Here is a 3,527-nt window from a genome sequence, read left to right as displayed (position 1 = left end):
CGGCAAAGTGGATGGTGAGGAAGTTGCCCAGTTATATATACACGATAAAATTGCCACTGTGGTAAGGCCGGTTAAAGAACTAAAAGGTTTCAGCAAATTCAGCCTTAAAGCAGGCGAAACCCGCCAGGTTGAATTTATATTAACTGCAGCCGAACTGGGCTTTTATAATAACGAAGGTTTGTTTGTGGTTGAGCCAGGCGAATTTGATATTATGGTAGGCGGCAATTCGGTAGAGGGGATCAGCGGAAGCTTTACATTAAAATAGGATGAGTTAAATGAGAAGGGCGGGCTGTTACACTTAACAGCCTTTTCTTTCAAATACTCTATTTAACATAATATTAAGTTATAACTGATTATATATTACAAATGCCAGCCATGTTGCGATTTTTTCGTTTTGTCCGAAGGACAACTAATGAAAGAAAAAATCGCAACATGGCTGGCACAAAAGGAGTGAGGTACGAACTCCGGCAACTAAAGAAAAATATATAATTATTATAACTATACATTATGTTATTTAGGTTGGGTGCGGAGGGAGAAAAAAGTTAAGTTTGATTGCAAACTTTTTTCGTTGTGGCGTTGGCAAATGTGGATTGGGAGGAAAAGAAAATAAAACACGAAGCTGCGGAGCATTCGGCTTTGCCGAAAAAACAACAAAACATATAAGCAAAACGAAGTTTATGCCAAAGATTGCCGAGTTTGATGCCCAAAATTGGTTATTCCGTGAGTTCATGGATAAAATGAAAAGGAATAACGTGCGTAAACTTTTAGTTTACACAGAAGATAAAGAGGGTAACCCTAAATTATTTGAATGGAGGGTACAGAAAAATAAAAAGAAGATACTAAAGTTTATTTCTTCTTCTTAACCGGAACGGTTTGAAGATAAGTCTGCTTTGGCTTTTTAGTTAGGTCAGACTTTTTTGCAAACCTTCCTGTTTCAGCATCTTTTACAATTTTTTTAGTTTTAGCAGCTTTTGCCATAATCTTATTTTTTTTACTGGTTATAAAATACGCAGCCTCTATTGCAAGTAGGGGCTGCTTTGTAAATATAAAAAGATAAAACGAAGTTTTATCAAAGGAGATTCCCCGCCAGGGGAATTTGCATTTGTACGATATACGAAGTATATTGTCGCATGACAGATAATGAAATCAAAATACTCTTAAGGCTAAATAAATCAAGAAGTCAAAACAACATTGACGATGTTCTTTCAGAAGAACTTGAAATCCCAAAAAATGATGTTGAACAGGCATTAAACTCCTTGTTGCAAAAAGGGTACATTTATGAAGATAGCAATGTAAATCAAAAGGCATTGGGGATTAAAGCATGGAAAATAACGCTTGACGGCAGATTAAAAGTTAGTGAAATTACTGCAAAAGAAGTAGCTGCGAATCCGGTGGCATCATCTATCAATGATGAAAATGAGGAATTGAAAACTCAAAACTTAAGATTGCAAAATTCTTTGTTAGAAGTACAGATACCTAATGAAAAGAATAGCCGAAAACACTCTTTTAGATTAGTGTTATTGACAGGGATTATATCCATTCTATCAACCCTGATAGGATTAGCACCGACCATAATAGAATCTGTCCGCAAACAGCCCCAAGTACCATCAACTGATAATCGTTCATGTAATCCAAAGGATTCCGTAAAAGTATCCGACACTTCCGTAGTAAAGGTGAAGATTTTGAAGTAGTATTTTTTGCCATAAACGTAAAAATTTATTGCACTTGCAATTATTTGAATGGGATGTTTTGGCTATCTCTGATGTATATATGCAAGATGTATTAACTGACTTGGGAAAGCAACTACCGAAAAACAATCCTTCTTAACTACTTGAACTGCCTGTGAAAGAATAGGGCGGTATTTCTCTACATTAATAATCGGTCTAACAAATCGGTTGTCGCTCTGGGGTGGCGTGGGCGTGTTTATTTTCTTTTCCGGTGTGCGCCTATTTAACATAATATTAATTATAGGACTTGTTTTTGTTGTTTTAATAATTTATTTTTCTATCGAAAAAATTGGGCTGTCTTTTGTTGCGATTTTTTTCTACCAGTATTGCCTTCGGCAATGAGAAAAAAATCGCAACAAAAGACAGCTTTGTAACAAAAAAAGTCCTATAATTGCCATTATGTGGTAAATAGGCGCTACACAGCCAACTCTATTTGTGTACCGGCCTTAATTGTTTTTTCCCCTGCCACTCCACAGCGAAGACCTATTAGGAGATTATATTATGAATATTTTCAAAATATTTAGAAAAGAAAGAACGGATTTCAAGAAGCCTATTAAAAAAATAACCGACAAACATACTATTGTTGATTTTGCCATTATATATCTAAAACATACAGGTTCTCTTATTGATATGAATGGGTTTATTCATAGCGAAATGAATTACCCAGATGCTCCTACTTCTTTCATACGGGATGTGGCTTATTTAATGTGGGGAACTGGCAAATACGATTTCGCCGATACCTACAAAAAAGATGAATATTTATTGTGTAAAAAACAGTCTTGGATTGCCCGAAATCCAATTGGGTACGCTATATTTTTAGGGATACTTTCTGCGGCTATATCTTTCGCAGTAACCAAGCTGACCCCTCAACAAGATAATACGCAGTTACAACACAAAAAAGACATAATACAAGACTCGACAATACTACAATTACAACAGGAGTTCTATTATCTAAGAGATAAGATTGAACAGACGAAGGCAAACACCACAGATACCGTAAAAAAGAATTGAGCATACAAAGTTCGTTTATGCGTTACTCCCATTCTTTATGATTATGTTGTTTAAGTTTTTCGCTTTAAGACGAAATGCTCCGCAGCTTAAAAAACAATTAAGACCGCTCACAAGCCTTGCTGCTCCAAGCTATGCAGCCAACGCTTCGTAAAAAAGTTTGTAATCAAACTTAACTTTTTTACGCCTTTGCTTCTGGCTAACCTATCTTAACATAACGCATAATTATAAGTATTTTCATTTTTTAATAATTTTAAATGTTGCCATGATACGATTTTTTACTAAATTGCCACTGTAAAAAATCGTATCATGGCAACAATGCATGAAAATACTTATAATTAGTCGTTATGCTAAATAGGCGCACAGGGCTAACATCGAAATGCATTTAAGAAAAACCCATGCCACACTGGGAGATTGATTAAAAGACCGAAAATATATGGAGGAAGTAAAAGACTTTAGTTTTACAATGCCTGAATCTGAATTTCAGGACATGGTTATTCATAAATTAATAACACTTGAGGCAAATATCGAGGCACTAAAAGACACTTTACTATCTGAAATATCCAGAGACCCGAATGTAAATAAATCAGGAATAACTGCAATTATGGATGAAAAAGTCCATACTTACGCCCTGTCAATAGCTCATCTATTGAAACAGAAATACGGATAGTTTTTATTTCGCCCTTAATGGGCGATGCTCCGCAGTTTTTTTTCTTAAATACATTTCGCACAGCCCTAACGCCACGCTTACACGCAGACGCTAACCTATCTAACATAACGCTATTCATTATA

6 protein-coding genes are annotated in these 3,527 nt (G+C 35.5%); 5 read left to right on the top strand and 1 reads right to left on the bottom strand.

Features of this window, described 5'->3' with window-relative positions; translation table 11 throughout:
- Nucleotides 1–265: fibronectin type III-like domain-contianing protein (locus ACHZDT_RS10470; protein ID WP_394774576.1), on the top strand; the 265-nt coding region annotated here is incomplete at its 5' end.
- A gap of 283 nt (nt 266–548) precedes the next feature.
- A complete protein-coding gene (locus ACHZDT_RS10465; RefSeq protein WP_394774575.1) occupies nt 549–863 on the top strand; it encodes a hypothetical protein in 315 nt (104 codons plus the stop codon).
- On the opposite strand, the gene ACHZDT_RS10460 is transcribed toward ACHZDT_RS10465, so the two are convergent.
- On the bottom strand, nt 847–978 hold the full coding sequence (locus ACHZDT_RS10460; protein WP_394774574.1) for a hypothetical protein: 132 nt from the start codon (nt 976–978) through the stop codon (nt 847–849). The two genes, ACHZDT_RS10465 and ACHZDT_RS10460, sit on opposite strands and share 17 nt — an antisense overlap.
- 152 nt (nt 979–1,130) lie before the next feature.
- Between ACHZDT_RS10460 and ACHZDT_RS10455 the strand changes: the two genes are divergently transcribed.
- The 3 genes from ACHZDT_RS10455 (at nt 1,131) to ACHZDT_RS10445 (ending at nt 3,405) form a co-directional block, all read left to right on the top strand.
- A complete protein-coding gene (locus ACHZDT_RS10455) occupies nt 1,131–1,691 on the top strand; it encodes a hypothetical protein (protein WP_394774573.1) in 561 nt (186 codons plus the stop codon).
- 537 nt (nt 1,692–2,228) lie between these two features.
- The gene (locus tag ACHZDT_RS10450) at nt 2,229–2,738 is read left to right on the top strand and encodes a hypothetical protein (RefSeq protein WP_394774572.1); all 510 of its coding nucleotides are present in this window, start codon (nt 2,229–2,231) and stop codon (nt 2,736–2,738) included.
- 433 nt (nt 2,739–3,171) lie between these two features.
- A complete protein-coding gene (locus tag ACHZDT_RS10445; protein WP_394774570.1) occupies nt 3,172–3,405 on the top strand; it encodes a hypothetical protein in 234 nt (77 codons plus the stop codon).
- Nucleotides 3,406–3,527 lie beyond the last annotated feature (122 nt).

This window comes from Flavobacterium sp., assembly GCF_043722275.1.
Classification (GTDB): domain Bacteria; phylum Bacteroidota; class Bacteroidia; order Flavobacteriales; family Flavobacteriaceae; genus Flavobacterium.
Note: the sequence above shows the minus strand (reverse complement) of the source record. Positions and strands in the feature narration are given on the sequence as shown.

Coding starts and splice junctions, on each gene's coding strand:
- ACHZDT_RS10460 (WP_394774574.1), bottom strand. CDS start 978: ATGGCAAAAGCTGCTAAAACTAAAAAAATTGTAAAAGATGCTGAAACA.
- ACHZDT_RS10455 (WP_394774573.1), top strand. CDS start 1,131: ATGACAGATAATGAAATCAAAATACTCTTAAGGCTAAATAAATCAAGA.
- ACHZDT_RS10450 (WP_394774572.1), top strand. CDS start 2,229: ATGAATATTTTCAAAATATTTAGAAAAGAAAGAACGGATTTCAAGAAG.
- ACHZDT_RS10445 (WP_394774570.1), top strand. CDS start 3,172: ATGGAGGAAGTAAAAGACTTTAGTTTTACAATGCCTGAATCTGAATTT.